Below are 23,912 nucleotides of genomic sequence, written 5' to 3'. Positions count from 1 at the left end.
CCATCCAAATCCACCGCGCACGCCTCCAATCCAACAAGGCGTCGTCATATCCCACCAAACTCAACCCGAATACGTGGGCTCCTTGCAGCGGTTACTTTGTAACGAGGGCTCAAGCTCGTCGAAGCGGCTTACTCGGGACGCAATTTGAGATATATGGGTGCTCACTAAAGATTTGATGAAACCTTCAAAAACACCATTTAGCTGAATGAGCAGGCCGCGATGGACGGCTGCCGGATCGGGCGATCCTAGCTTGAGCAGCTTCTGCAACTCGCCCTTCACGTGCGCCTTGTCGTTAGCGTAGGTAAAAAGGTCTTGGGCCTGACCAAGCACAAATGCCGGAAATCGCTGGCGCACGGTAGCGTTCGCGACGATCTCCTCGATCGCGGCTTGAGCGGCGGAGCGGACGGTAGCGAAAGGACTCATGCAATTGCGCTTGCGATCGCCTCCCTGACCAAGTTAATTCGAGCGAGAATTGCAGAAGCGGTGTTGGCGCGCCCGACGATTAATTCATATGCCTCGCTGCCCGGACTTGCTAGAGCTTGGATGCTCTCCCTAATCTTAGGTGCTTGATCCAAGAGCTCCTGCTTGCGGTCGATAAGCTGATCGATGGCGACCATCTGCGCGTCGTACAGCGGGCGTGACAAGAGTCCTTGCGCCTTTCCTGCGGCCGGCGGGAGGCGAAATGTTTCTGTACCGAATATTAACCGGGCGGTTTCGAGTGCTTCGACGAAGCGCTCCCGCAAGGCTATGACCTCGACCTCTCCGAGATCACGATTTCGCTTCATGCTATTGTCAAGGATTGATCGTACGGCTCCCTGAACATGCTTATGATCTCGAAAGGCAAAGAACCGCAAAACAATCTCGCAATCGAGCATGCGTTTGAACAGATTATTGTCTTTTAGCTCACGCGATGGCGTGCGATCGCTCAGCATATTGTCAGCATACGCAGGGATGTCCCAAACCGCGGTGAACGTCGGGTGCCCCGCCAAATCAACGATCATTTTGTTGAACCGCCCGGCGTAAAGGGAGTTTCGCAATTCCTGCTGGTTAAGTCGCTCGCCGCCAGTGTTCAGGCGGTCGAAAACCTGCGCCCGCAAGTCGATGCTGTCATCGCCCCCGCCGGCGAGATCGGAGGTAAGCGTAATTGCAGAAATTTTCGCACGCTCCAAGCCGCGGCGGATAAGTGGTGGAAGCTGTGCGAATGAACGGCCATTGAGCGAAGGCCAGATTTTGAGACCAGAGAGACTGAACTCGCCAGCAAGAAACTCCACCACGGCGTTCAGACGCTGCTGGCCGTCCATTACCTCGTAGGCACCAAGACTGCTTTCGTAGAGGAACACCGGCGGCACCGGTACATTCATGATGAAGCTCTCTATCAGCCGGGATTTTTTTTGATTGTCCCAACGCAATCGACGTTGGTACTCCGGTCGAAGATTTCCCCATCGACGACCGCGGATAAAATCCACGACGTGTGGAAGAAAAAAGTCATTCTTATCCTGAACTACGCGCAGACGACCCTGCTCATATTCACGCTCGATCATTCGATCGGTCGCACTTTGCGGCAAGACGGAAACGATGGGTTCGTCTTCCTCGCCCTGGTCCTGACTGAGATCTTGCACTTCGCTCATTCGATTTTCCGTTAAAGCTATGAGGGCTAGCAGCAGGCTTATAGCGTTCGGGATGTCCGTTGTCTCGACTAGCGTTCCTGAAAGTAGACTTTCCAGTAAGTCGACTAACCGGTTATCAGCACTCGTGCCTGAGCCGGCCAATCCATGTCCGCCACGATTGCCAGTTCCTTGACTGGTACGGTCGGCGGCACGCGCTCAAGCAGCAGCTTTTCGAGCAACGCCGGAGCAAGGTAAGTCAGCTTCAACATTCTGCCGACCATGCGGTGGGTGACGCCTGCTGACCGCGCTATGTCCTCAATGGTGTCGACCTCGCCGCTTTCGAGCCTGCGCCGCCAGGACCAGGCCTGGGCAAAGTTGCGCAGGACGTGCGGATCGGTCCCGTTATCGGTCTCTGGGATATAGTCGGCCGGCGGCTGGATGCGCGGCCGTCCATTACGGGACCGTTGTGCGATCGGGATCCTGACCCGCAAGGTGTCCTGCGCAGTGCTCATGCAGCCTTCCGCGGCGCCAGCATGTCATGGATGATTGGCCCCAGTCCTTTGGTGCAGAGGTCTACATCGATGCTGTTGTCATTCACGATGACCCGCTGGATCAGCAGCCGGGCGATGCGTGCCTGCTCGGCCGGAAACAGGGTCTGCCAGAGCTCACCAAAACCGGAGAGGGCGGCAATTACATCATTTTCGTTAATGTTGGGCTTTAGCTCTCGCGCGGCTTCAATGGCGCGGGCAACGATTACGGGGGTGGTCAGCATTCGGCGCAGTTCCTGGATTACCACGCTTTCGACCATTCCGGCGTTGAGCCGCCGCGGCAGGGCATCATTTTCACCGATGCGATTGTGGACCGCGTCCATCGATACGTAATAGCGGTAAAGCCGCTCTCCCTTGCGGGTGTGGGTCGGTGTCATCGCAACGCCGGTTTCAGTGAACAGCAATCCTTTCAGCATGGCTGGTGTCTGCGCCCGGGTATTGTTGGCGCGGGTGCGGGGACTGATTTTCAGGACGGCATGGACTTTGTCCCAGAGCGGCTGGTCGATGATAGCCTGATGCTCGCCGGGATAGCTGGTGCCCTTGTGCACGGCTTCGCCGAGGTAAACCCGGTTGCGGAACAGCTTGTAGAGGAACCCCTTGTCGATCGGGCGGCCGCGCTTGTTGGTGATGCCCTTGCGGACGAGCTCGCGGGTCAGCCTGGTGGCCGAGCCCAACTCGACAAAGCGCTCGAAGATGTAGCGGATCTGTGCCGCTTCCGCCTCGTTGATCACAAGCTTGCGGTCGACAGCATCATATCCCCACGGCACGAACCCGCCCATCCACATACCCTTGGCGCGGCTGGCTGCAATCTTGTCGCGAATGCGCTCACCGGTCACCTCGCGCTCGAACTGCGCAAATGACAGCAGAACATTGAGGGTCAGACGTCCCATGCTGGTTGTCGTGTTGAACGACTGAGTGACCGAGACGAATGTTACCTTGTGCTCGTCGAACACCTCGACCAGCTTGGCAAAGTCCATCAGCGAGCGCGAAAGACGGTCAATCTTGTAGACGACAATCACATCGACGAGCCCATCCCGGATGTCCTCCAGCAGGTTCCGGAGGCCCGGGCGGTCGAGATTGCCACCGGAGTACCCGCCGTCGTCGTAGCCTTCGCGCATCGCCCGCCAGCCTTCAGCGCGCTGGCTGGCGATGTAGGCCTCGCAGGCCTCGCGCTGGGCATCGAGGCTGTTGAACTCCTGCTCGAGGCCTTCTTCGGATGATTTGCGGGTGTAGATGGCGCAGCGAATGCGGCGGGGGGCGTCGCTCATCGTGCACCTCGCTCGGCCGCGCGGAGGCCGAAGAAACGATATCCGTTCCAGTTGGTTCCGGTAATGGTCTTGGCGATTGCCGAGAGCGATTTGAACCGCTGCCCATTCCAGTCGAACCCGTCTTTCATCACCGTCACCGTATGCTCGGTGCCATTCCACCCTCGCACAAGGCGGGTGCCGATGATCGGGTTGCGTGGATCAGCAATCACGGATTTGCGGACCTTCTTGCCTTCGTATTCGTCGGCCAGGGCATCGAGCGTCCTGACCAGCGGCTTGCTCATGCCGCCAAAGGCCAGTTCCTGAATCCGGTAGGACAGGCGCTGGATCATGAACTGGCTGCTGTTGTTAGGGGCGTCGCTGCCCATCAGCTTCGACCATTCCGCCTTGAGCTCTTTCACAGTCATGGTCTTCAGCGCAGCAAGGCGGGCAATGACCTGCGGATCGTCATATTTTTGCATCAGCGTTCTCCAACTCGGGGGCGTCCCCGGGTTCGACACACGCTCTTGACGGGCGATGAGCCAAGTGAACTATCTGCGCCAGGCGCAGATATAGAACTGGACTTCTCGAGCATGCGGATGATGCCGGCGGCGATAATTTGCCCCAACTCGGTGAAGCGCTCGTCGTCCGTCATATTGTTGATGAGTTGCGAGCTATTGCCCGCGGAGTTGTCGTGCATGTTTGTAGAACCTGATGGCTGGCAAGGCGATCAGGCGAACTGTCTCCCTGATCATGTCAGGAAGAATATGTGCGGGATATAAACGTCGTCAACGAGAACGAGTAGGGTAAAATCCCACAATCGACGCGGCGGCACTCAGCGGCGGCTGTAAAGCCGCTGGTGCGCGCGCAGGACGATCCCAATGATTTGAACGCCGTCGTCGCTGAAGTTGTCAGCATCGGGCCTGCCGATGACAATTGGCTCCTGAAACTCTGGCCGCGTGGACTCGGCGCGCAGGATGTAATTCTTCCCGTCGTGATCGAGGCGCTTGCAGGTGAGCTCGTGCATGTCGTGACGGTCGCGCTGGACGATAACGATGTCGCCCGGAACCGGCTCTATTTCGCCAAATATCGTGCGCAGACACTCCAGGTCAGACCCGGGCGGAATGAGCTTGTCCATGGAATTGCCTTCCATACGCAGGGCAAAGCGCTCGCCGCCAACAACCGGGCTTGGGCCGACCTCAATGAAGTAGCGATCTTCCTCGGGCCATTCAGTCTGCTCGCGCCAGACGCCTGCCGCTACCGCGCCCAGAACCTGCAGGCGTTCGTAAGGCGCAACGCCGCCAACGCGGGGCATTACGCCTTCGCCGCCAGAAACCAGGCGGGAAATGTCGATGCCAAGGGCGCGAGAGAGCCCAACCAGGGTTTCGAGGGTCGGGTTGTTGCTGCGGCCACGCAGGATCTCGCGCACGATATGCGGCGATTTCCCGCCAGTCGCGGCCAGCGAAAGCGAGCGGGCATTCCACTCGGTTCCAGGAGCAGTGGCAGTCTCGAGAACCTTTCTGAGGTGCTCGATGTTGACGAGTGAGCGTTGGGTCATGCGCTGTGCCTAGCTCTGTGGATATTGCTGGTCAATACAAATGTGGGATTGATCCCTACTTGTGGTGTAGGATTTGAACGTCAATAACGGAGCTATGACGCATCCTATCCTTCATGACATCGACGCCTTCCTCCGCCGCACCAACCTTTCGGAGACCTATTTCGGCCGCCAGGCGGCCAACGACTGGAAGCTGATCAGCCAGCTCAGGAAGGGCAGGCGCCTTTGGCCCCAGACCGAACAGCGTATTCGCGACTTCATGGCCAGCTACCGCCCGCGCGGGGAGCGCAGTGCCGGCGTGGCGGGAGCTGCAAACCATGGTTGAGGACCTCACTGCCGCGAGGCAGCAGGCAAGCCTGCCCAACGAAGATCTGCTCTGTGCCTGGCTTGATGCAGCCGAAGCGGGCGAGCGTCTTGAATACCACCGCGGGTTTCTGGCGCGTGATGTCGATACGGCAAAGCCCCAGCGCCTGCCGGAATGGCGCCGCCAATCGCTGATGCGTCTTGCCGCCCGTGCCCGCTGGGCTGCCGAGAATGGGGTGGTGCACCTCGTGCAGATCCGCCGGGGTGCGGGCGATTTCAGCTACGTCGCGATCGCAAGGCCCAAGAGCCGGAAGGTCCGATCGATGATTGCCGCACTCACGCTGCCCCAGGCGGCCTGACGGAACAGGGGCAGTGGGGGCTAACCGCGAGGCGCCCACGGATATTCGATCGCCGCGTCAACCACTGCCCCGCCTTTGCTGGCGGGATTGCTGACGACTGATCGCTTGAAATCACAGACGAAAGGATCACCCGATGACACTTGAGGATCTGCCAACCCAGACCCCTGCTACCCTTGATGCATTGCCAGTGGAAGTGCTGGCCCGCTTGCAGGGGCAGGCTCAGACCCGCCTTGCCGGCGCATCACAAATGGTCGCCATTCTCCATGGCGTCCTGACCCGTCGCTATGCACAGAGTCTCAACGAGACCGGTACCCATCGGCGCGCTGATGGCGAATACGAAATCCGCATCGAGGTGCCCAAGAACGTCTCTTGGGATCAGGACAAGCTTGCTAGCGCGATCGAGACGATCCGCAGCTGGGGCGAGAACCCCGCCGACTATGTCGAGACCAGGCTCTCGGTCTCGGAGACCAGCTACAAGGCCTGGCCGCCTGCGATCCGCGACCTGTTCACGCCCGCGCGCACGGTGAAGCCGGGCAAGGCGAAGTTCGAGATCGCGCTCGGGATGAAGGAGGCAGCGTAATGGCTATTTCGCTTTCTTTGCTCAATCGCCTCTCCGTACCGAAACCCCCGCGCATTGTGATCTACGGCCCGCACGGGATCGGCAAGAACACCTTTGCCGGCGCTGCGCCGCGCCCGGTACTGATCAACCTCGAAGACGGCCAACCCGCCGGCCAGCCGATCGACGCTTTCCCGCGCGCCGAGAGCTTTGCCGAGGTCATGGAGGCGATGCAGGCTCTCTACAACGAGGACCATGACTTCCAGACGCTGGTGATCGACAGCCTCGACTGGCTGGAGCCGCTCGTCTGGGCGGAAACCATCCGCCGCAACAATGAGGCGAACCCGTCCAAACAGTGGTCCTCGATTGAGGATGCCGGCTACGGGAAGGGCTATATCGCCACCCTCGATGTCTGGCGGGAATACCTCGATGGCATTAATGCGCTCCGGAACGACAAGGGTATGGCGGTCATCCAGACTGCGCATGCCGAGGTGAAGCGGTTCGACAGCCCCGAGACGGAGCCGTTCGATCGCTACCAGATCAAGCTCCACAAGATGGCCTCGGCGCTCGTTCAGGAGCACGCCGACATGGTGCTGTTCGCCAACTTTAAGACCAGCGTCACCAAGTCTGATGTTGGTATGAAGAAGGTCGCTCGCGGCGTCGGGGCGGGCACGCGCGTGCTCTACACCGAAGAGCGCCCTGCCTTCCTCGCCAAGAACCGGCACAACCTGCCCCCCGAACTCCCGCTGTCATGGGAGGCGCTTGCTTCCTCCATGGCCGCTGCGAGCGAGGCTGCCCGCATGAGCGAAGCAGCCTGATCATCACAGTCAGACAGAAAGGATTGAAGTATGGCTTTCCTCGGAGGCTCGTTCGACGCCTCGCAAGTTGAACCCAAGGGCGATTACCGGCCGGTGCCGCCCGGCGAATACAAAGTGCAGATTACCTCGTCCGAGTTCTGCCAGACCTCGACTGGCAACGGGCACCAGCTCAAGCTCGAGATGGAAATCCTCGAAGGCGATCAGGCCGGCCGCCGGCTTTATGACCGGCTCAACCTCGACAATCCCAATGCTCAGGCGGTCGAGATCGCCCAGCGGACGCTGTCGGCGATCTGCCATGCGGTGGGCAAGCTGTCGGTTCAGGACAGCGAAGAGCTGCACATGCTGCCGATGATCGCGGTCGTGATCGTCAAACCCGAGCGCACCGGTAAAGATGGACGGACCTATGCCGCCTCCAACGAGGTCCAGACGTACAAGGCGCTTGGATCTGGGCAGGCAACCAGCTTTGGCAGTGGCGGTATGAAGCCCGCTAATACCGCGCCTGCTGCCGGTAGCGGCCAATCTGCTTCGGCGCCCTGGAAGCGCAGCGCAGCGTGAGCCTGGAGGGCAGGGGGTCGATTGAGCCCGCCCCCTGCCACCCATTCCCCTGACCGAAAGATCGAAGGAGCAGGCAATGGCCGCTCTACCTGAATTTGTGTGTCCCACGCTAGCCTCTGCCGACAGGGCGCTGGTGGATGGACAGGATATGCGCCGGCGTGCCTATCTTGGCATGTCGGCAATCGGCAGCGCGTGTTCGCGTGCGCTCTGGTACCAGTTTCGCTGGGCCTGGAGTGTGCGTTTCGATGCGACGACGCTGAAGCGCTTTGAAGATGGGCACCGCAGCGAAGATCTTGCGGTTGCGCGCCTCAAGCAGCTTCCCGGCCTTACCGTCCATGAAACCGATGAAGCTGGCAGCCAGTGGGGCTTCAAGGATTTTGGCGGGCACTTTTCTGGCCACATGGACGGGGTGTGCCTGGGCCTCGTGCAGGCGCCCAAGACCTGGCACGTGCTCGAGATCAAGGCCTCGGAGAAGTGGCAGGACCTCGACAAGGCGCGGCGCAAGGTGGGCGAGAAGTCCGCACTCGCCGAGTGGAACCCAGTCTATTACGCGCAGGCCGTCCTCTACATGGACTATGCAGGGCTCGACCGGCACTGGCTGGTATGCGTTTCGCCAGGCGGCCGGCGCTGGACGGCGGTGCGCACCAATGCCGACCCGGCCTTTGCGGGGGTCCTGAAGGCGAAGGCCGAGAGCATCATCTTTTCCGACTATGCACCTAGCCGGATCGGCGGTCCGGACAGCTTTGCCTGCCGGTTCTGCGACCTTGCGCCGCTATGCCATGAAGGTGCGCGCGCTGAGCGAAATTGCCGCACCTGCATGGATGCAGGAGTAGCCCATGATGGCTATTGGTTCTGCGTCCGCTACGGCCATGAGCTGTCGCGCACCGATCAGGAAGCAGGATGCGCTGATCACCGATATCTCCCTGATTTGGTCGCAGGCGAACAGGTCGATGTCGAGTATGGGCGGATCATCTACCGTAGGACTGACGGCTCGCAGTGGATCGATGACAGTCCCTACAAGTATGCTCCGGGCGATGTCATCGACCGGCATGTCTGCCGCTCGTGCGGCTCGTTCTCCTGGACTGTGACCGACGGAAAAGGGCCGCACGCAGCTGGGCTGCGCTGCACGGGCTGCAATGCGAGCGGTGGCTGGCTTCCGAAATCCGAGGTGGCAGCATGAGCGCGCCGCTTACCCTGCGGCCTTATCAGGAGGCTGCGCTTACCGACCTGTGGGGATGGTTTACGAACCGAGAAGGCAACCCATTGGTAATTTTGCCCACCGGTGCGGGCAAAAGTCTGATCATCGCCGAGTGGTCGAAGCTGGTGTTCGAGACCGATCCCAGCGCCTGCATCCTTGTGCTGACCCATGTGCGCGAGCTCGTGGCACAGAACGCAGCCGAGCTGGTCGGGCTGTGGCCCGAGGCGCCGTGGGGGATCTATTCAGCGGGGCTTGGCCGGCGCGACATTGGCGCGCAGCTGCTCTTCGCCTCGATCCAGTCGATCCACAAGAAGGCCTACAACCTGCCGCGCCGGGTCGACATGGTGCTGATCGATGAAGCCCACATGATCCCGCGCAATGCTGACACCATGTACGGCAAGTTCCTGGCCGATCTCAAAACCATCAACCCCGCCCTAAAGATCATCGGGCTGACCGCCACCCCATTCCGGCTCGACAGCGGCCGGCTCGACAAGGGCGAGGACGCGATGTTTGATGGCATCGCCCACGAGACGAAGGTGCGTGGGCTGATTGACGATGGCTTTCTCTGCCCTCCGATCAGTTACCGCCAGGCCGCCCAGATCGACACGACCGGGGTTGGTACGCGCGGCGGCGAGTTTATCTCGTCGCAGCTCGAAGCCGCGGCGCTCGACCAGAGTGTGATCAACCGGATTGCTGACCGGATTGCCGAGCAAGGTGCCGACCGGCGCGGCTGGCTGGTATTCGGCTGTACGATCAAGCACTGCGATGCGCTGTGCGATGCGCTTACCGAGCGGGGATTTGCAGGTGCCGGGGTCTATGGCCACACCGACAAGCGCGAGCGCGACCGGATCATTGCCGACTTCAAGGCAGAGCGGCTGCGGTTCCTCGTCAGCCAGGGCGTGCTCACGACCGGGTTCAACGCGCGTCATGTGGATCTGATTGCCTTGGCGCGGCCCACCAAGTCGACCGGGCTCTATATCCAGATGATCGGGCGCGGCACGCGGCTCTCGCCCGAAACCGGCAAGGCCAACTGTCTGATCTTGGACTTTGGCGGCAACATTGCCCGGCACGGCCCCTTCGATGACCCGGCGATCCCGGACAAGAAGAGCAAGGGGGAGGGGCCTGCACCCTACAAGACCTGCCCCGAATGCGAGTGCGTTTGCGGCACCATGACGGCTTTTTGTCCTGCATGCGGGTTTGAGTTTCCGCCGCCCGATCGGCGCGTCACGACCCGTCCTGAGCAAACCTCGGTTCTGGCAGTCGAGACTGACTGGATTGAGGTGGAGGGGGTTTCCTTCCAGCGCCATGAAAAAGAGGGCTCACCGCCGTCACTGCGGGTGACCTACAAAGCTGGCCTCACCGTCCACCGCGAATGGATCTGCTTCGAGCACCAAGGCTATGCCCGCACCAAGGCAGAAAGCTGGTGGATGCGGCGGGGGCCGACCCCTGTGCCCAAGTCCGTCGGTGAGGCGCTTGCCCGCCAGCACCAGCTCGCGGTGCCCAGCCACATCCGGGTCAAGCCCTCGGGCCGATACCATGAGATCACGGCCTTCCGGTTTGAACCCGGCCAGCTGGCGGCGTGAGGGCGTGCTTTTGTGGCCGCGCCGCACGCGGGTTCGCCTGGCACGACTTCAAGAGCGCGGCTTTTGAGCGTCTCCCAACCGTCCACGCCTGTTCGATGGCGTGCCTTGATATCCCGACCAAAAGGCGCGGAAAAATGCAGTTGAACGTTGATGAAAAGCGCGCCGTAAACACCGCAAGCCCGGCGATCGGGGAGTGGCTAGACGCGCTCGGTAAGACCGATCTGGCGCAGATGACGGAAGGCGAATGGCTCAGCTTCCTCGCCCACGTATACGCCAGCATCTGCACTGAGGTGCGCAAGATCTGGGAAAACGAGGTGCCGTTCTGATGGCATCGCTCGCCTTTGATCCTGATATTGCCCGGTCCCTGTTCGAGAGCCTTGATCAGATCCACCTCGTCTACATTCATCCCAACGGGGTGGGCGTGCATGGACGCGATTTTGGCGAGCGCGTCGAGGAGGCATTGGCCGATGCCGAAAAGGCCAATGCCAACGGGTTCAACATCTACTGGACAGTGAACCGGGTTGCGACCGGGCTGAACAAAAAGCCTGCCAAGTATGACATACGCGCCGCACGCTTTGTGCATGTCGATATCGATCCGCCCAAGTCTGGAGGGGCGTTCGACAGAGCGGAGATCACCGCAGCGCTGCAGGAGATTGTCTGCCCGCCGAGTTTCATCATCGATTCCGGTGGCGGGCTTCAGGCCTTCTGGCGGCTTGAAGCCCCGTGCGCCAACCTTGCCAGCATCGAGGCGATCAACCTGCAAGTGCGCGACTGGTTCGAGGCGGATGCTTGTCAGAATATCGACCGGCTGATGCGGGTGCCGGGATCGGTGAACTATCCTGACAAGCGCAAGGTGGCACGAGGTCGCACCCCGCGGCTTGCAGGCTGGGCCATGGCGGATGACGGGATATCCTATCCGCCAGAAGATTTGGCCGCGAGCTTTCCGCCAGCGCGCACACCGGAACCAGGCACTGCGCGCGCGTCCCCCACGCTTCCGGCCGATGTCGCGCTGCTGACACCGGATGAACTTGCGCTCAGCGTGCTCGATCCGCTGCGCCTCGCTATCGAAGCTCCGCCCGGGCAGGATCGCTCCGGTGATGGGTTGGCGGTAGCCCGGCTGATGGCCAACGCGGGTTATGCTGACGCTCAGATTGTGGGCGTGCTGCTCAATCCGGCCAATGCAGTCTCTGGCCACTTCCTCGACCAGCGCGATCCGCGCCGCGCTGCCGCACGCGCGATCCAGTTGGTGCGCCAGGACAGTCCGCCCGAGGGCGTGACACTGCACGCGCCGATCATGTCCTACGCCGACTTCGCCATGTTTGTCGCCAACGAGAAGGCTAAGGTCCGCCACGTCATGGTGCCGGCCACGCTGCGCGACGAGCATGGCCATGATCATCATCACCAGCATGACCATGGCCATGGCCTTGATCATGAACAACCGATGCCGATGATCGGCATACCGGGCTGGCAACGTGATCTTGGCGATGGCGCGCTGGCACAGTTCGTGGCCCACACCTGTGCCTCGGCGCCTTCGCCGCAGCCGTGGCTGACGCTGGGGGCAGGGCTTGCCATGTTCGGGGCAGCTGCCGGCCGGCGCTATGCCGGGCCGACGAACCTGCGCACCAATCTCTATGCGATTGGCATTGCAGACTCCGGCGGCGGCAAGGACCATCCTTTGCGTGCCTCAACCCGGCTGATGATTGCCGCAGGGCTCGCCAACCATGTGGGTTCGTCAAAGATCGCCTCAGGCGCTGGGCTTCTGACCGCGATTACGCGCAACCCATCGATCTACTTCCCGCTTGATGAGGTCGGGTTCCTGATTTCCTCGGCCGCCGACCGCAAACGCGCGCCCAAGCACCTCACCGAGATCATCGATAACCTGACCGAGTTTTACAGCCTGGCTGACAGCACCTTCCTCGGCATTGCCTATGCCAACGACAAGGAGAAGCCGCGCGAGGTCATCGAGCAGCCGTGCCTGTGTCTGTTTGGGGTGACGACGCCGGGTGTGTTCTGGGGTTCGCTCTCCAGCGACAACGTGATCGATGGCAGCCTGGCGCGCATGCTGATCTTCGAGAGTGAGAACCACTACCCTGATCCGCAGCATGATCTGATCTCGAACGAACCGCCTGCCGATCTGGTGGCGTTGATGGAGGCGGTGGCGAAGGGGGCTGATGGCTCGACGCCTTTCCCGCTGGGCAATGCGGCGTCCGCGATCCCGAAGCCCTGGACGGTGCCTTATTCAACGCCGCAGGCGGAAGCCCGGGCTCGGGCTATGCGCGAGGAGCAGATCGACATGCTGCGCCGGCACCAGGGCACCCATTTGACCGGCATCATCGCGCGGCTTGCCGAGAATGCGGCGAAGGTCGCGCTGATCAAGGCGATCACCGACAATCCGGGCAGCCCGCAGATCACGGCAGCAGACCTCGACTGGGGCATGGGGATCGCAAGCCGGAGCGTGCAGACCCTGATGCAGGCGGTGAAGGAGCGGGTTGCCGACAATGAGTATGAAGCTCTGGTCAAGCGGGTTCACAAAGTGATCGCAGATGCTGGAAGTGCGGGGATCGATGGCAAGGAGCTCAGCCGCAAGAGCCAGTTCCTAGACCGTCGTAAGCGTGCCGACGTCGTAGCCCATCTGGAGGAGGCCGGGATGATCCGCGGCCAGGTCTTTCCGCAACCTGCTGGAGAGCGCGGGCGGCCCCGCACCATCTATTTTGATATCGCGTGAAAGGACGAAAAATGACTGAAGAGATTTGCTCCGCGTGCCGTTTTTACTCATTCGCCTATCGACCGGGCCTGGGGCAGTGTCGCCGTAACCCGCCCGTGGTTTTGCCATTTGAATGGGACATGTCAGCCCATTCCGCCGAGCCGATACCGCAGGTTGCATCCCACACGGTCTTCCCGGTGGTCGATGAGGAAGACTGGTGCGGTGCGTTTGAGCAGCGCCATAATGCCGAGGGATTGGGCGAACCTGTAAAGGAAGCAGATATTCCTTTGCAGATCGGGTGAATGTGCAAAGGAAACGGGGTTTTCCTTACATATCCTGCCATGGCTTTGGGAGGCTCAGGGGCAGCCCATGAGTGCCCCAAACTTCCAAATTCCAGGGTTCTGATTCCCAATTATCCGGTCGTTGACTTCCAATTATCCGGTATGAAATGGCAGATCAGCTTAGACCCGCATTGTCGCCGATGACGGCGTCCAGCGCTCTGGCTCGATCAGGCGACAATAGAACCGTCTCAGTTTGTTCCGTCTGCGGAATAAGCACTAGCTCCGATTGCAGGAGACTTGTCGGTTTGCGCTTCACCGGCGTCTGGAACGCCTTCCTGCGCGGCATGCGCCCTGACCTCGGTTGCGCGCTCAGCGATCTCTTTGGCGAAAATGTCGAGCATGTTTGCCCCTGTGGGCAGAGCAGCAACTTCTTCTACGGCGGCCGGTAGCTCGCGTAGCAGTTTTGTTGTCACTTGTTCGATGCGCTGGATCGTTCCGCGTGCAGCGAGCCCGGCAGATTCGGCCATGCGGCGCCAGTGGCGGCCGTAGATGTGGCGACCTCGTCGCTGCCCCCCGATGGCCTGGGCATGGTTCTGAGTGATGTTTGCCCAGGCAAGTCCGGACATGAGGTCGTAGAGCGGGGCCAGTCGCGGGGAGCTGGGACCCAGGAGGATCGAGTAATTCTTCGCATGGGAATCGACGTTGCCGATGGCCACGTTGAAGATGACGGCGTCGAGGAGGCGGGTTATGTCGCGCGCGGTCATGTGCTGGCGGACGAGCATGAACATGTCGGCGATCGAAGGTCCGCGTGAGCCGGTCCCATTGAATTCGTACTTTGCAGCGGGAGGGTAGCCGAGTGCCTGGCAGAAGTCCTCTTGGTGGAGGCGCTGGACCTTGCCTGCGGTGCCGATCCGATCATAGCGGGAGACCAGGAGGTAGCTTCGTGCCCCGGCGACGCCGGCTGTGACCGGGGCGACATTGAGGTTCATACGCCGGGCGAGGACCATGCATAGCGCCTCATTCTGGACACTGCCGGGCAGACGCGGATTGTCGGGCTTGAGAATGTGGGTGGAGGGTGCGCCATTAACGGGCACGGCAATCTGCCCGTCGATCAGGGCGACGGGTAACTTGTCCTGCGCACCGGCAAGGCTCATCGAGACGCCGTCTTCGCCGATCAGGAATGGACGCGATGGCAGTTCGTTGAGGATCCGTTCCAACGCTTCTGCGTCTGGAATTGGACGATAGCCCGGCGCGCCATTAGGCTGCTGCGGAACAATGTTGAGTGCGCCAGCCAAGTCATTACCGGTTTGCGCTATCAGGCCGAGCGCGTCTTCGGGCGCCGCTCCAAGCGCCCGTGTCATGGCGCGTAGTGGCTCACCCTCCGGAAGGAGGTTCATTAGCCAGGGAAGGACCAGTTCGCCATCATACGGTTCCGGGCGGATCGGCATCGTTAGCGAAACCGGGAAGCTGTCGGGTGAATTACGCCAGGCATCGGCATAGACGAGGCGCGTTGTATGCCGATCTGCGCTGATCGTTGCGACCGCGTGGTCTTCGTAGAGGATCGGGAGTTCCACGATCAGCCTTGTGAACCGCCCGTGGCGACGAGGCGTAGACCCACTGCCTGAGCAGCAGCTAACGCCTTGCCCAGTTGGGCAGTGGGCTTACCTGCTTCCAAGTCGACAATGAAGCGCTCACCACTGTTTATGGCAAGCGCCAACTCCCGCTGTGTGAGCCCTAAGGCCTTGCGGGCGGAGGCGACAGCGGTGCCGAACTGAAGTGCGTTTTCAATCATGATTACTTCCCGTTCGGGAAGATTGCACATGAATGTCCGAACTTCAAGGCACTTTCTTCCCGTTCGGGAAGAATCTTATCTTATCGGGATGCTGCACCTATTTTTCTTACCGATCAGGAAGTTTTCGGGTGCAGCGCTTGGCTATTTGGTCAAGGCCGGCAATTGTTCAATGATAAAGTTCAATCACCCAAAGTTCGCAGACTTCTGGGGGTTTTTGGCATTTGTTCAAAAAATCATTTGTTCCTCGCGCGCGCGAAGAGGGGGGAGGGGTAAGGGAAAGAGATATCTTACCCATATATATATATTGAAGTATTGAACAAATATCCCAAACCCGCAGAAATCTGACATTTCTGGCGTTTGAACAAAAGCTCCAAAGTTCAAAACTCATTGAACCAAATCATTTGTGGGAGCCGTCCTATTTCCCGCCGCCCATAGCGCACGGTAGAAGGCCCCTGACGCGGCGATCCTCGAAAACGGAGGATTGCTTTGAACCAGACAGCCCCTGCCGCATCCGATGGATTGGATGCGCGCGTGCCCCTCGGATCTGCAGCTGCAGGCCCTATGCGCGGCGCGACCCTTGCGCTCGACATCGCCACGACGACCGGCTGGGCCCTGGAGGGCACGGACGGGTATATCGCCAGCGGGACGGTATCGTACAAGAACAGCCGCTATGATGGCGGTGGGATGCGCTACCTGCGCTTCCAGCGCTGGCTGGAACAGATCGACGAGGACGCAGGGCCGATCGGGGTAGTCTACTTCGAGGAAATCCGCCGGCACGCAAGCAATGACTCTGCGCAGGTCCAGGGCGGCTTTCTGGCGGTGCTCACCGCATGGTGTGAAGATCGGTTGATTGCCTATCAGGGCGTGCCGGTCGGGACCATCAAGCGCTTCGCCACTGGCAAGGGCAATGCCGACAAGGCCGCGGTGATCGATGCGATGCGGGCCCGAGGACATGCCCCGGTCGACGACAACGAGGCTGATGCGCTCGCCATCCTGCACTGGGCCATCGAGACCCGGGGAGGTGTGCGATGACCACCTGGTCTATTCTCGGCCACACCGCCAAGGTGCTCGAAGAACGCCGCGACGACTATGGCGATCCGGCCGAGCAATTCCGTGCCATCGCAGAGCGCTGGTCGATCACACTGGGCACGCCCGTCACTGCTGACCAGGTCGTGCTGTGCATGATTGATCTCAAGCTCACCCGGCTCGCTTACGATCCCCGCCATGTCGACAGCATGGTGGATGTCATCGGCTATGCCGCGTTGCTCAAGGAGGTCCGAGCATGAGCATGACCTCCCGGATCTACCATCACGGCAATCAGCGCGATGGTGAGCAGCTGCGCCGCGATGGTTGGCGCAGCGGCATCCTTGCGATCTCGGTCAGCGACCAGCGGCTAACCACTATGGAGCGTGAGGCGATCCTGGCAATTGGTGAGCGGCTTTACGGAGGTGGCCGTGGCAAGGGGGCGTAAGCGCAAGGCGGGCAAGCGCCACCCGTCCGGCAAGCTGGTCCAGCCGCGCCGCGGCGAAAGCCAGAGCGACATCATGGGCACGGCCCTGGACGCCCGGCAGCGCCACTACGGGATCGGTGCCAAGCAGGCGCGGGACGAACGCCTTGGTACAGCGCTCGGTCGCCTCTCCTTCGCGGGCAAGATCACGCCCGATCAGTATGCAGCCGGCGAGCTCTATGGAGAGCTCATGGCGCGCCACAATGCGGTCATGGGATTGCCCATCGACCAGCCGCGTTCGGTCACGGGTCTGCTCATCAACGAAGGGATCTTTGGGGGCGGTGCGCCCGATCCTGATCCCGAGCTGGTCGACAAGATCCGGCGCCAGGCAGCAGGCGCAGCGCTCATGCTGCGGGGCTGCGACCAGGACGTCACGGGCAGGGCAGGACGGCGTCCCAGCGTGCTGGTGCATATCCTCGCCTGTCATGACGTCGAGGCCCTGCGCTGGTCTGCTGCGGACCTGCATAACCTACGTCTTGGGCTTGATACCCTATGCCGGTTCTTCCGGATCAGGCGAGACAGTTTTTAAGACTCTTGGTAAGCAAGATAAAATAAAAACATGATTCTGAACGGTAAAGTGCAATGAAGTGATTGACGGGACTGTTGCTGAAGCGTAGGGCTTCCGAAATAGAGAGTTCAGAACTGCGCCCGGGGCACATGTTTCCGGGCGTTGTTCGTTTTTCGGGGGCAGAGAATGCCTCGTGCTTGTCTCAACTGGGTTCTTGGAGCATTGCGCAACCCATGAGCAGCATCGATTCCAGAGCAATCATCGAGGAAGTCGTGAGCAAGCTTCCAGACCTCCTGCGGGCTGATCTGGCCTCCCGCGATCCTGCCATTCGCCAAAGCGCGGAAGAGGTTGTCGCTGCCAAGATTGCTCTGGCGCTCGAAGAGCTGCGCGCGGCTAGCTAACACCGAGGACAACGGTGATGGCTGAACGATTGCGCGGACGCCGTGCAGTCGCCCAGCGCCTCCGCCGTTTACGGTTCGAACCCCTCTGCCGTGATTGTGCCTTTGCCGGGATAGTCCGCGAGGCGACCGTGCCTGACCACATTGTGCCGCTCGCCCATGGCGGATCGGACGAGGACAGTAACATCCGCTGCCTCTGCGCCGAGTGCCATCTTCGGCGCACCGCCGAGCAGTTCGGGCTGCGCCGGAAGGTGCGGATTGGGGCGGACGGGTGGCCGATCGGGTGAGCTAATCCGCCGTCGTTCAAGGCGGGATAAAATCTGAAACTGACAGGGAGATCGCCATGGCACAATTCGCCTCGGCGGGCACTACCCGTCTGTGCCAGATCTGCTCTCAGCCAATCACAAGGCGTATCCGAAAGTCGCACGACAGTGGCCGGTGCTGCTCGCGCGCCTGCGGCTTTGAGATGATGCGGCGTGAACGATCTGCCTCACGGGCTGCTAGGCTGGCTCTCCTTTCCGAAGTCAGGAAGGCTGCGCGTCAACGCGAGTGCATTGAATGCGGCGGAGTGTTCGAAGCACAGGCGAGTGCAAAGTTTTGCTCGTATCAGTGCTCGGCGCGCAGCAAGGCAGCCCGAAAGACAGAATGCACCTGTGAGGAGTGCGGCAGTACATTTCTGCCGGCGTATGGAGACAAGCGACGCAATTTCTGTTCGGAATTTTGCGCCAAACGCCATTTCAAACGTGTCACCAAGGGCGTGGTCCGCGCGAGGTCTTATGGCGCCGAAGCTGAACCCATCAATCCCATAGCGGTCATGGATCGCGACGGATGGACCTGTCACATTTGCGGCGAGGAAGCTCCTCGGGAACTGCGCGGAACGATGCGTTGGAACGCTCCGGAACTTGATCACATCATCCCGCTGTCCGCTGGTGGATCGCATACCTACGACAATGTTGCCTGCGCCCATCGCTCCTGCAACCTGGAAAAGGGTGATGCGCTACCACCAGGATGGGCCGATCCGCAGCGCCTCTGGGTCCACCGGGGTTCGGGGGGGATCGCATAGTTTGGCACCTGCGGGGCGGACACCGCCCCCGAACCAAACTTCACGCAACCGCGAGTTAGCAACCGGGGGTCAGAAAGCAGAAAGTCTCAGATTTCCGTCGATTTGACTGGATAGTCGCCCCAATAAGAGCGGTAGTCGCTTCACGAACACGAAAGCGACGCAGATGACCAACCCGACCTTGCCAACTGCCAACGAAGCCTGGGGTTTTTACGGCACCAGCGGCGCGTTCGCAGATGCTGACGCAGCCTGGGAGATTGCCTTCCTGGCGGTGCTGGCAGCAACTGAAGGCACGGCCGAAGGGGTGCGGGACTTTCTCGACAGCCGCCACGGCCGCCACTTCGCTGATGACGTCCACAACGGCGTCCATGTAGGACTTGACCTGACCGCAGCCACCCATGCGGCCGTCACCCGCTGGATGGGTTGGACTATCGACCGCAAAACGGCGCGCGAGATGGCGATGCCCAAGGGGCTGCCCTACCTGACGGGCTTCGTCCTCTATTTCAGCCTTAAGGCGCAGGCCGCATGAGCCCGGACATCACCAGTACGATCCGTCTTGCGATCCGCACGCTGCCAGAGAATTTCGACCGCGGCCGGATCGCCTCGGTGATCGAGACGATCGAACAGGAACTTTACGAGGGCGGCATCTATGCCAGCGCGACTGCTGACAGCTTCACCATCGAGATCACAGTGCGGAGTGACCAGTTGCTCGATACGGCGCAGGTGCTGACCGAGCTCGAACTCATCTGACGTGGAAGTAATGAAAAGACGGGAGCAGTACGCATGACGCTACCGTCTTCCGGTGCGATTTCCTTGTCCGCAGTGAATGTCGAGCTTGGACGAGCGAGCACCGCGGCAATTTCGCTCGGCGAAACGGCCGTTCGCAATCTGGCCGGCATTGCCAGCGGCGCAATTTCGCTAAGCAACCTATACGGCAAGAGCCTGGTGACGGGGACAACCATAACTGTCACCGAAGGCCAGTATGACACCGGCGGAAAAGTTCCTTTCGTGTACGCTGGTTATTCAGCATCGGGTAGCAGCTGCGCATACGTGTTGGGCAGCGCGTCGCCAACGATTTACAAATCGGTCGCCATCAAGGGAATCTGGTCCGTGAACTCTGGATCAACCAGCCTAGACTTTGCTGGCAATCAGACTGGAAATTCGTCGTTCCTGACGAGTGTGACGATTAACGGAACCAGCTTGGGAGCCGTTCCTGCCGGTTCCTACAATTCGAACCTAAACATTACGACTTACACCTTCCAGGTCACAGGTTTTGACGGGGTTGGTTCCTCAACAGTGGTACTGCGATGACGACACAAGCCGAGCAGGACGACCAATTGCCTCCAACCCCACTGCCAGTGGTGCGAGAAGGGGAATATGAAGGGGGCACTTACCGCATCGAAACCCACCATGAGCCTGAAGAGCTGTGATGCTAAACAAATCGATGCGCTACTCGGCGCTGTCCGTTGATCTGGTTCACCTTGAACCGGGAGAAAGTTTTACCTTCCAGCAAAAGCCGGCAAGCTCGAGCTATGGCATATTTGCGCTTGGCGGCACCCGCAGCGCCGACGATGCTACCGAAGTTACTGATCCAGCCGAGCATGAAGTCACGACCCTCACTGCTGGGGCAGTGCCGGGCCGTGCCTTCAACTATGTCGGCCACTGGCTCCCCAATGGCAGTGATCATGGCTGGTCCAATGATGAAGTCGGACACGAACCGATGACCATCAAGGCTGGTGAGCAGGGCGCCAGATGGGTTTGCTTGTCGCGCAACAACAGCGATGAGCGCGAAATCCAACATCTCCGTGTTGATGGGGAGAGCACCCTGCCGGCCGGATGGGGCTTTGTTGTCGCGCGCGGGTCATTTGCATGCGACGGCAAGACAGCCGAGCAACTCGCCTATTTTCGTCCCCGTGAGCTGGACCTGTCGATTACCGGAACCGGCGACATCCTGCTGGTCCGATAAGGGCCATTAACGCCTCAATCAGGGTATTGGTGGGCCCGGCAGGACTCGAACCCGCGACCTAGCCGTTATGAGCGGCCAGCTCTAACCAACTGAGCTACAGGCCCCACCACCAGCGCCCATAGCGGCTTACCGACATCGCAAACAAGAGCCGCGAGCCATTAAGCTTTTGCGGTCAAGCCCGTTTCAAGGACATCTATGGATCAGGACTGGCCGGCCCAGAGCAGCGAGCTCTGGCCGATAGAGAAGATCACCCCTTATGCGCGCAATTCCCGCACGCACTCGGACGAACAGGTCGCGCAGATCGCGGCCTCGATCCGCGAATGGGGCTGGACCAATCCGATCCTGGTCGACGAAGACGGTGGCCTGATCGCCGGCCACGGCCGACTGTTGGCGGCCCGCAAGCTGGGCCTGACCCAAATCCCCACAATGGTCGCCAAGGGCTGGAGCGAGGCGCAGAAGAAGGCCTACGTCATCGCCGACAACAAGCTGGCGCTGAACGCCGGCTGGGATCTCGAGCTGCTGGCCGTTGAACTCGGCGACCTACAGGGCTTCGACTTCGACCTGATGCTGACCGGTTTTTCGGATGACGAACTGTCGAAGCTGCTGGCCGAAAAGACAGAAGGCAAAACTGACCCCGACGAGATCCCCGAAGCGCCCATCAACCCCATCGCCAAACCCGGCGACGTCTGGCTGCTGGGAAAGCATCGGCTTGTTTGCGGCGACAGCACCGATGCGGACACGGTGGCCAAGGCGCTCAATGGCATCACGCCGCACCTGATGGTCACTGATCCGCCCTACGGCGTCGAGTATGACCCCGCCTGGCGTGAAAAGGCGGGCGTGGCCGCCTCCGGCACTGCCAAAGGCAAGGTGCTGAACGATGACAAGGCCGATTGGCGCGAGGCGTGGGCGCTGTTCCCGGGTGACGTTGCCTACGTCTGGCACGCTGGGCTCTATGCGGGTGTAGTGGGTGACAGCCTAGCGGCATGCGATTTGATGCTCCGCTCCCAGATCATCTGGGACAAAGGGCAGCTAGTGCTCTCGCGCGGCGATTATCACTGGGAGCATGAGCCGTGCCAACCTGCCGGGACCATGGTGCAGAAGGTCGTTGCGCGCGGTGCTGGTTCACAACCGGCCCAAATTGCAGAAGTACCGATCGAAACGCTGCAAGCCGGTGATTACGTCGTATCCTACAACTCGTATTCCAGCGTGGTTCTACGGCGCGGCCGCGAAATCACCCGGTTCGGCGAGCGGCAGTTCGATGGCCTCATGCACACGATATCCGCCGGAGGACGCGCCACGCGGGCGACCCCGGAACATCAGTTCTCTGTGCGTCTGAACCCGGGCGCAGCGGATAAGAATGTCGTCTATCTTATGCGCCGAGGCAATTGGTGGCGGGTCGGCCGAGTCAGGCTGTTCAACAGTCGCGGCTTTGGCCTTGCGACCCGGATCGCCGATAACAAGGCCGAAGAGGCCTGGATTATTTCCGTCCATGACACCACGACCGATGCGCAATGTGCCGAGCAAGTGCTGTCCTGCAAATATGGGATCCCGACAACCCATTGGGAAATCGATGACTGGGCCCTGTCGCCGGAAAGTCAGCGCTCCCGGGATCAGATCGCTGGGATATATGCCAGCCTGAACCTGAGTGCCCTTGACGCTCGGGCGACCTTGCTACTGCAGGATCATCGGCTTGAACGTGCGCATCCGTTGATCCGCGGCGGCGAACAGTTGATGTTTTCGCGTAAGTCTACGCGCCGCATGCGAGCCTGCAATCTGTTCGCAGGAATCATGCAAATTCCGATGCCGACATCGGGTGATGATTTCGAATGGGTAACGCTCACCGGAAACGATGCCACCCCATTCAGTGGCCTGGTCTACTCCATGGATGTCGAGGGGGATCAGCACTACGTCGCAGACGGCGTGATAACCCACAACTGCTGGTATGCCGTAAAAAAGGGCGCGAAAGGGCACTGGGCCGGAGACCGCAAGCAGACGACCGTCTGGCACATCGCCAAGCCCAAGAAGAACGAAACGGGTCATGGGACCCAGAAGCCGGTCGAGTGCATGAAGCGCCCGATCGAAAACAATTCCAGCCCCGGCCAGGCGGTCTACGAGCCGTTCTCAGGCTCAGGCACCACCATCATCGCCGGTGAAATGACAGGCCGTTCGGTCCATGCGATTGAGCTCAATCCGGCCTACGTCGATGTTGCGATCAAGCGCTGGCAGGATTTTACGGGCCTTGACGCTGTGCTTGAAGAGAATGGCCGAACGTTCAATTCAATTTCAGGGCCGATTGAGGCGGTCTGCGCCGGTTAACAGGAGATCCATCCATAACGCTTTACGGCATGCCCATCGCGGACTTGAGCGCAGGAGAGGTCTTCTCCCTTTGCTGTGCAGCGGGCTACAATTCGGCCGTACCGATCGGTGTCGGTTTGCACGCAGTGGACCTTTGATCCGCCGATCAGCTGTTCAAGATTTGCCTGGCTGGCGTAGGGATCACCGGGAGTACATTGGCGGCCCGGGCGGCAGTGGCCGGGCATTTCAGGGGCATCGATCCCTTCTAGCCTGATGCGGTTCGGACCGCAGCGGATGGTATCGCCATCTGTCACTTCGGCGGAAGAGCACACGATATCCGCCGCCTCAGCAGATGAAGCAGACGGCAATCCGCCGACCAGGCCAAAGCCTGCGAAGCCCCCAACGATCAGGCCGCCAATTATCCATGGCAAGTGACGTAGGCGCCGCTTCCGGCGTGGCTTTGCCTTGGCAGGCTTCCAGCCGCGTAGCTGTGTGACGTTGTTTGGCGCCCGGCGCCCCCTGTTCCTCATGGCCGCAATATCACTGCAGCAGTCACTAAGGACAAGTTACCAGATCGCAGATTTCATGAAACCAGGAACCAAACCCAAGCCGACCCATCTGAAGCTGGTCACGGGCAATCCCGGTAAGCGGAGCCTGAACCGTAAGGAGGCCAAGACCAAGGCGGCTATTCCGGCTCCTCCCCACCACCTGAGCGCCGATGCAGTCGAGGAATGGAACCGGGTCGCAACCGAGCTCTACAATCTCGGGATCCTCTCCGAGATCGATCGGGCGGCGCTCGCCGCTTACGCCATGGCTTACGGCCGCTGGGTCCAGGCTGAACGCGCGATCGCCAGGATGGCCGAAAAGGACCAGCTGACCGGCGGCCTCATGATCAAGACATCGAACGGCAACGCGATCCAGAACCCGCTGGTGGGCACCGCCAACAAGGCGGCTGCGGACATGATGCGTTACGCCGCAGAATTCGGGATGACGCCGAGTGCCAGGAGCAGGATCGCGGCTCAGCCGCCAGAAGAAGGCACGGACCCCGCCGACCGCTTCTTCGCCTGACCGGACA

At 60.6% G+C, this 23,912-nt stretch carries 32 protein-coding genes and 1 tRNA gene; 23 read left to right on the top strand and 10 right to left on the bottom strand.

The features are described from left to right. Positions 1-60: 60 nt before the first annotated feature. From ACQKOE_RS16075 to ACQKOE_RS16050, 6 genes are all read right to left on the bottom strand, one after another. Positions 61-423: a hypothetical protein gene (locus ACQKOE_RS16075; RefSeq protein WP_427513724.1), complete on the bottom strand. Its 363-nt coding sequence runs from the start codon at positions 421-423 to the stop codon at positions 61-63. Next, a complete protein-coding gene (locus ACQKOE_RS16070) occupies positions 420-1,628 on the bottom strand; it encodes a DUF262 domain-containing protein (RefSeq protein WP_427513723.1) in 1,209 nt (402 codons plus the stop codon). The genes ACQKOE_RS16075 and ACQKOE_RS16070 overlap by 4 nt, the downstream gene beginning before the upstream one ends. A gap of 104 nt (positions 1,629-1,732) precedes the next feature. Next, entirely contained in the window at positions 1,733-2,119 is a 387-nt protein-coding gene (locus ACQKOE_RS16065; protein ID WP_427513722.1) for a hypothetical protein, read from the bottom strand. Next, positions 2,116-3,423 (bottom strand): recombinase family protein, encoded by a 1,308-nt coding sequence (locus ACQKOE_RS16060; protein WP_427513721.1) that lies wholly within the window; start codon positions 3,421-3,423, stop codon positions 2,116-2,118. The genes ACQKOE_RS16065 and ACQKOE_RS16060 overlap by 4 nt, the downstream gene beginning before the upstream one ends. Further along, positions 3,420-3,881, bottom strand: coding sequence for a DUF2924 domain-containing protein (locus ACQKOE_RS16055; RefSeq protein WP_427513720.1), 462 nt, complete (start codon positions 3,879-3,881; stop codon positions 3,420-3,422). Before ACQKOE_RS16055 ends, ACQKOE_RS16060 begins: the two co-directional genes overlap by 4 nt. A gap of 353 nt (positions 3,882-4,234) precedes the next feature. Then, on the bottom strand, positions 4,235-4,957 hold the full coding sequence (locus ACQKOE_RS16050; RefSeq protein WP_427513719.1) for a LexA family protein: 723 nt from the start codon (positions 4,955-4,957) through the stop codon (positions 4,235-4,237). Between the two features lie 94 nt (positions 4,958-5,051). Between ACQKOE_RS16050 and ACQKOE_RS16045 the strand changes: the two genes are divergently transcribed. The 10 genes from ACQKOE_RS16045 (at position 5,052) to ACQKOE_RS16000 (ending at position 13,332) form a co-directional block, all read left to right on the top strand. After that, positions 5,052-5,279, top strand: coding sequence for a hypothetical protein (locus ACQKOE_RS16045; protein ID WP_427513718.1), 228 nt, complete (start codon positions 5,052-5,054; stop codon positions 5,277-5,279). Next, complete coding sequence (locus tag ACQKOE_RS16040; RefSeq protein ID WP_427513717.1) at positions 5,272-5,616, top strand: hypothetical protein; 345 nt, start codon at positions 5,272-5,274, stop codon at positions 5,614-5,616. Before ACQKOE_RS16045 ends, ACQKOE_RS16040 begins: the two co-directional genes overlap by 8 nt. Positions 5,617-5,749: 133 nt before the next feature. Further along, positions 5,750-6,196, top strand: a complete 447-nt coding sequence (locus tag ACQKOE_RS16035) for a hypothetical protein (RefSeq protein WP_427513716.1) — start codon at positions 5,750-5,752, stop codon at positions 6,194-6,196. Further along, positions 6,196-6,990: an ATP-binding protein gene (locus tag ACQKOE_RS16030; protein ID WP_427513715.1), complete on the top strand. Its 795-nt coding sequence runs from the start codon at positions 6,196-6,198 to the stop codon at positions 6,988-6,990. The genes ACQKOE_RS16035 and ACQKOE_RS16030 overlap by 1 nt, the downstream gene beginning before the upstream one ends. A 30-nt stretch (positions 6,991-7,020) precedes the next feature. Next, complete coding sequence (locus ACQKOE_RS16025) at positions 7,021-7,545, top strand: DUF669 domain-containing protein (RefSeq protein WP_427513714.1); 525 nt, start codon at positions 7,021-7,023, stop codon at positions 7,543-7,545. A 76-nt stretch (positions 7,546-7,621) separates the two neighbouring features. Beyond that, on the top strand, positions 7,622-8,725 hold the full coding sequence (locus ACQKOE_RS16020; RefSeq protein ID WP_427513713.1) for a hypothetical protein: 1,104 nt from the start codon (positions 7,622-7,624) through the stop codon (positions 8,723-8,725). Continuing rightward, positions 8,722-10,326: a DEAD/DEAH box helicase family protein gene (locus ACQKOE_RS16015; RefSeq protein WP_427513712.1), complete on the top strand. Its 1,605-nt coding sequence runs from the start codon at positions 8,722-8,724 to the stop codon at positions 10,324-10,326. The genes ACQKOE_RS16020 and ACQKOE_RS16015 overlap by 4 nt, the downstream gene beginning before the upstream one ends. A gap of 134 nt (positions 10,327-10,460) precedes the next feature. Continuing rightward, positions 10,461-10,652, top strand: coding sequence for a DUF6511 domain-containing protein (locus ACQKOE_RS16010; RefSeq protein ID WP_427513711.1), 192 nt, complete (start codon positions 10,461-10,463; stop codon positions 10,650-10,652). Further along, on the top strand, positions 10,652-13,051 hold the full coding sequence (locus ACQKOE_RS16005) for a DUF3987 domain-containing protein (protein WP_427513710.1): 2,400 nt from the start codon (positions 10,652-10,654) through the stop codon (positions 13,049-13,051). The genes ACQKOE_RS16010 and ACQKOE_RS16005 overlap by 1 nt, the downstream gene beginning before the upstream one ends. Before the next feature lie 11 nt (positions 13,052-13,062). Continuing rightward, the gene (locus tag ACQKOE_RS16000; RefSeq protein WP_427513709.1) at positions 13,063-13,332 is read left to right on the top strand and encodes a hypothetical protein; all 270 of its coding nucleotides are present in this window, start codon (positions 13,063-13,065) and stop codon (positions 13,330-13,332) included. 227 nt (positions 13,333-13,559) lie between these two features. Here the strand turns inward: ACQKOE_RS16000 and ACQKOE_RS15995 are convergent, their stop codons facing one another. Then, the gene (locus tag ACQKOE_RS15995) at positions 13,560-14,885 is read right to left on the bottom strand and encodes a type II toxin-antitoxin system HipA family toxin (RefSeq protein ID WP_427513708.1); all 1,326 of its coding nucleotides are present in this window, start codon (positions 14,883-14,885) and stop codon (positions 13,560-13,562) included. Positions 14,886-14,887: 2 nt separating this feature from the next. Further along, positions 14,888-15,103 (bottom strand): helix-turn-helix domain-containing protein, encoded by a 216-nt coding sequence (locus tag ACQKOE_RS15990; RefSeq protein WP_427513707.1) that lies wholly within the window; start codon positions 15,101-15,103, stop codon positions 14,888-14,890. Positions 15,104-15,664: 561 nt separating this feature from the next. On the opposite strand from ACQKOE_RS15990, the gene ACQKOE_RS15985 reads away from it, so the two are divergent. The 11 genes from ACQKOE_RS15985 to ACQKOE_RS15935 all read left to right on the top strand — a co-directional run bounded on the left by ACQKOE_RS15985 (position 15,665) and on the right by ACQKOE_RS15935 (position 20,542). Continuing rightward, on the top strand, positions 15,665-16,135 hold the full coding sequence (locus ACQKOE_RS15985; protein ID WP_427513706.1) for a crossover junction endodeoxyribonuclease RuvC: 471 nt from the start codon (positions 15,665-15,667) through the stop codon (positions 16,133-16,135). After that, a complete protein-coding gene (locus ACQKOE_RS15980) occupies positions 16,132-16,389 on the top strand; it encodes a DUF6378 domain-containing protein (protein WP_427513705.1) in 258 nt (85 codons plus the stop codon). The genes ACQKOE_RS15985 and ACQKOE_RS15980 overlap by 4 nt, the downstream gene beginning before the upstream one ends. Beyond that, on the top strand, positions 16,386-16,574 hold the full coding sequence (locus ACQKOE_RS15975; RefSeq protein WP_427513704.1) for a hypothetical protein: 189 nt from the start codon (positions 16,386-16,388) through the stop codon (positions 16,572-16,574). Before ACQKOE_RS15980 ends, ACQKOE_RS15975 begins: the two co-directional genes overlap by 4 nt. After that, positions 16,558-17,139 (top strand): hypothetical protein, encoded by a 582-nt coding sequence (locus ACQKOE_RS15970; protein WP_427513703.1) that lies wholly within the window; start codon positions 16,558-16,560, stop codon positions 17,137-17,139. Before ACQKOE_RS15975 ends, ACQKOE_RS15970 begins: the two co-directional genes overlap by 17 nt. Before the next feature lie 212 nt (positions 17,140-17,351). After that, complete coding sequence (locus tag ACQKOE_RS15965; RefSeq protein ID WP_427513702.1) at positions 17,352-17,519, top strand: hypothetical protein; 168 nt, start codon at positions 17,352-17,354, stop codon at positions 17,517-17,519. 17 nt (positions 17,520-17,536) lie between these two features. After that, complete coding sequence (locus ACQKOE_RS15960; RefSeq protein ID WP_427513701.1) at positions 17,537-17,803, top strand: HNH endonuclease; 267 nt, start codon at positions 17,537-17,539, stop codon at positions 17,801-17,803. Positions 17,804-18,084: 281 nt separating this feature from the next. After that, positions 18,085-18,579 (top strand): HNH endonuclease, encoded by a 495-nt coding sequence (locus tag ACQKOE_RS15955; RefSeq protein ID WP_427513700.1) that lies wholly within the window; start codon positions 18,085-18,087, stop codon positions 18,577-18,579. Between the two features lie 163 nt (positions 18,580-18,742). Beyond that, positions 18,743-19,105, top strand: a complete 363-nt coding sequence (locus ACQKOE_RS15950) for a hypothetical protein (RefSeq protein WP_427513699.1) — start codon at positions 18,743-18,745, stop codon at positions 19,103-19,105. Then, positions 19,102-19,326 (top strand): hypothetical protein, encoded by a 225-nt coding sequence (locus tag ACQKOE_RS15945; protein ID WP_427513698.1) that lies wholly within the window; start codon positions 19,102-19,104, stop codon positions 19,324-19,326. Before ACQKOE_RS15950 ends, ACQKOE_RS15945 begins: the two co-directional genes overlap by 4 nt. Before the next feature lie 33 nt (positions 19,327-19,359). Continuing rightward, on the top strand, positions 19,360-19,887 hold the full coding sequence (locus tag ACQKOE_RS15940; protein ID WP_427513697.1) for a hypothetical protein: 528 nt from the start codon (positions 19,360-19,362) through the stop codon (positions 19,885-19,887). A 118-nt stretch (positions 19,888-20,005) separates the two neighbouring features. Next, positions 20,006-20,542, top strand: a complete 537-nt coding sequence (locus ACQKOE_RS15935; RefSeq protein WP_427513696.1) for a hypothetical protein — start codon at positions 20,006-20,008, stop codon at positions 20,540-20,542. A 27-nt stretch (positions 20,543-20,569) separates the two neighbouring features. On the opposite strand, the gene ACQKOE_RS15930 is transcribed toward ACQKOE_RS15935, so the two are convergent. Next, positions 20,570-20,646, bottom strand: a tRNA-Ile gene (locus ACQKOE_RS15930). 91 nt (positions 20,647-20,737) lie between these two features. On the opposite strand from ACQKOE_RS15930, the gene ACQKOE_RS15925 reads away from it, so the two are divergent. Then, positions 20,738-22,858, top strand: coding sequence for a DNA methyltransferase (locus tag ACQKOE_RS15925; RefSeq protein ID WP_427513695.1), 2,121 nt, complete (start codon positions 20,738-20,740; stop codon positions 22,856-22,858). Here the strand turns inward: ACQKOE_RS15925 and ACQKOE_RS15920 are convergent. Beyond that, positions 22,855-23,367, bottom strand: coding sequence for a thermonuclease family protein (locus ACQKOE_RS15920; protein WP_427513694.1), 513 nt, complete (start codon positions 23,365-23,367; stop codon positions 22,855-22,857). The genes ACQKOE_RS15925 and ACQKOE_RS15920 overlap by 4 nt on opposite strands. Here ACQKOE_RS15920 and ACQKOE_RS15915 point away from each other — a divergent pair. Beyond that, positions 23,303-23,905: a phage terminase small subunit P27 family gene (locus ACQKOE_RS15915; RefSeq protein WP_427513693.1), complete on the top strand. Its 603-nt coding sequence runs from the start codon at positions 23,303-23,305 to the stop codon at positions 23,903-23,905. The two genes, ACQKOE_RS15920 and ACQKOE_RS15915, sit on opposite strands and share 65 nt — an antisense overlap. Positions 23,906-23,912: the final 7 nt, after the last annotated feature.

It is taken from the genome of Novosphingobium sp. NPDC080210 (assembly GCF_050281025.1).
In the GTDB taxonomy this organism is placed as follows: Bacteria; Pseudomonadota; Alphaproteobacteria; order Sphingomonadales; family Sphingomonadaceae; genus Novosphingobium.
The sequence above is the reverse complement of the archived record's forward strand: the minus strand, read 5'-3'. Positions and strand labels throughout refer to the sequence as shown.

Bases quoted from the DNA above. Each gene is read 5' to 3' on its own strand.
- ACQKOE_RS16075 (WP_427513724.1), bottom strand. From the start codon at position 423: ATGAGTCCTTTCGCTACCGTCCGCTCCGCCGCTCAAGCCGCGATCGAG.
- ACQKOE_RS16070 (WP_427513723.1), bottom strand. From the start codon at position 1,628: ATGAGCGAAGTGCAAGATCTCAGTCAGGACCAGGGCGAGGAAGACGAA.
- ACQKOE_RS16065 (WP_427513722.1), bottom strand. From the start codon at position 2,119: ATGAGCACTGCGCAGGACACCTTGCGGGTCAGGATCCCGATCGCACAA.
- ACQKOE_RS16060 (WP_427513721.1), bottom strand. From the start codon at position 3,423: ATGAGCGACGCCCCCCGCCGCATTCGCTGCGCCATCTACACCCGCAAA.
- ACQKOE_RS16055 (WP_427513720.1), bottom strand. From the start codon at position 3,881: ATGCAAAAATATGACGATCCGCAGGTCATTGCCCGCCTTGCTGCGCTG.
- ACQKOE_RS16050 (WP_427513719.1), bottom strand. From the start codon at position 4,957: ATGACCCAACGCTCACTCGTCAACATCGAGCACCTCAGAAAGGTTCTC.
- ACQKOE_RS16045 (WP_427513718.1), top strand. From the start codon at position 5,052: ATGACGCATCCTATCCTTCATGACATCGACGCCTTCCTCCGCCGCACC.
- ACQKOE_RS16040 (WP_427513717.1), top strand. From the start codon at position 5,272: ATGGTTGAGGACCTCACTGCCGCGAGGCAGCAGGCAAGCCTGCCCAAC.
- ACQKOE_RS16035 (WP_427513716.1), top strand. From the start codon at position 5,750: ATGACACTTGAGGATCTGCCAACCCAGACCCCTGCTACCCTTGATGCA.
- ACQKOE_RS16030 (WP_427513715.1), top strand. From the start codon at position 6,196: ATGGCTATTTCGCTTTCTTTGCTCAATCGCCTCTCCGTACCGAAACCC.
- ACQKOE_RS16025 (WP_427513714.1), top strand. From the start codon at position 7,021: ATGGCTTTCCTCGGAGGCTCGTTCGACGCCTCGCAAGTTGAACCCAAG.
- ACQKOE_RS16020 (WP_427513713.1), top strand. From the start codon at position 7,622: ATGGCCGCTCTACCTGAATTTGTGTGTCCCACGCTAGCCTCTGCCGAC.
- ACQKOE_RS16015 (WP_427513712.1), top strand. From the start codon at position 8,722: ATGAGCGCGCCGCTTACCCTGCGGCCTTATCAGGAGGCTGCGCTTACC.
- ACQKOE_RS16010 (WP_427513711.1), top strand. From the start codon at position 10,461: ATGCAGTTGAACGTTGATGAAAAGCGCGCCGTAAACACCGCAAGCCCG.
- ACQKOE_RS16005 (WP_427513710.1), top strand. From the start codon at position 10,652: ATGGCATCGCTCGCCTTTGATCCTGATATTGCCCGGTCCCTGTTCGAG.
- ACQKOE_RS16000 (WP_427513709.1), top strand. From the start codon at position 13,063: ATGACTGAAGAGATTTGCTCCGCGTGCCGTTTTTACTCATTCGCCTAT.
- ACQKOE_RS15990 (WP_427513707.1), bottom strand. From the start codon at position 15,103: ATGATTGAAAACGCACTTCAGTTCGGCACCGCTGTCGCCTCCGCCCGC.
- ACQKOE_RS15985 (WP_427513706.1), top strand. From the start codon at position 15,665: ATGCGCGGCGCGACCCTTGCGCTCGACATCGCCACGACGACCGGCTGG.
- ACQKOE_RS15980 (WP_427513705.1), top strand. From the start codon at position 16,132: ATGACCACCTGGTCTATTCTCGGCCACACCGCCAAGGTGCTCGAAGAA.
- ACQKOE_RS15975 (WP_427513704.1), top strand. From the start codon at position 16,386: ATGAGCATGACCTCCCGGATCTACCATCACGGCAATCAGCGCGATGGT.
- ACQKOE_RS15965 (WP_427513702.1), top strand. From the start codon at position 17,352: ATGAGCAGCATCGATTCCAGAGCAATCATCGAGGAAGTCGTGAGCAAG.
- ACQKOE_RS15960 (WP_427513701.1), top strand. From the start codon at position 17,537: ATGGCTGAACGATTGCGCGGACGCCGTGCAGTCGCCCAGCGCCTCCGC.
- ACQKOE_RS15950 (WP_427513699.1), top strand. From the start codon at position 18,743: ATGACCAACCCGACCTTGCCAACTGCCAACGAAGCCTGGGGTTTTTAC.
- ACQKOE_RS15945 (WP_427513698.1), top strand. From the start codon at position 19,102: ATGAGCCCGGACATCACCAGTACGATCCGTCTTGCGATCCGCACGCTG.
- ACQKOE_RS15940 (WP_427513697.1), top strand. From the start codon at position 19,360: ATGACGCTACCGTCTTCCGGTGCGATTTCCTTGTCCGCAGTGAATGTC.
- ACQKOE_RS15935 (WP_427513696.1), top strand. From the start codon at position 20,006: ATGCTAAACAAATCGATGCGCTACTCGGCGCTGTCCGTTGATCTGGTT.
- ACQKOE_RS15925 (WP_427513695.1), top strand. From the start codon at position 20,738: ATGGATCAGGACTGGCCGGCCCAGAGCAGCGAGCTCTGGCCGATAGAG.
- ACQKOE_RS15920 (WP_427513694.1), bottom strand. From the start codon at position 23,367: ATGAGGAACAGGGGGCGCCGGGCGCCAAACAACGTCACACAGCTACGC.